This is a genomic window from Ralstonia pickettii, assembly GCF_001699815.1.
Taxonomy (GTDB): Bacteria; Pseudomonadota; Gammaproteobacteria; order Burkholderiales; family Burkholderiaceae; genus Ralstonia; species Ralstonia thomasii.
The window spans coordinates 1-487 of the sequence record NZ_MCGB01000090.1; the positions used below are offsets into that span (position 1 = coordinate 1).

The 487-nt window shown below is 58.1% G+C and carries 1 protein-coding gene and 1 rRNA gene; both read right to left on the reverse strand.

Features of this window, described 5'->3' with window-relative positions; all coding sequences use genetic code 11:
- On the reverse strand, positions 1-139 hold a 139-nt coding region (locus BEK68_RS26400), incomplete at its 3' end, for a helix-turn-helix domain-containing protein (protein ID WP_139111368.1).
- 212 nt (positions 140-351) lie between these two features.
- Positions 352-464 (reverse strand): 5S ribosomal RNA (gene rrf / locus BEK68_RS19030).
- Positions 465-487: the final 23 nt, after the last annotated feature.

Here is a 487-nt window from a genome sequence, read left to right on the forward strand (position 1 = left end):
TCGCATTGAGGCGATGGTGCAGGGCTATCGCCGCGATCGAAACACCCGGCTGCATGCACTCCTGCACTGCCTTGGCCTTGAACTCGGCGCTATGCCGACGTCGGCGCCGTATTGGCGCGCTCTCTTCGATAGTGTCCACGTGTCCACCTAGAACTAGATGGACACGATGCTCCTTGCTACGCGGGTCCCCTTCAAGACGGGTTCACCGGGTGCTTACGGAGGTTTTTGTTTTTGGGTGGGAAGGCGCTGGGATGTGTTGCCGCGAAGAGCTCGACGAGTGATAGCGCGTTTGTGGAGGTGTAAAAACAAACACCCCAGCTCTGTGTAAGAGCTGGGGTGTTGGAGGGGAGAGCCTGGCGATGACCTACTTTCACACGGGAATCCGCACTATCATCGGCGCGGAGTCGTTTCACGGTCCTGTTCGGGATGGGAAGGGGTGGTACCGACTCGCTATGGTCACCAGGCTATGACTTGTTGTCACGTTGAC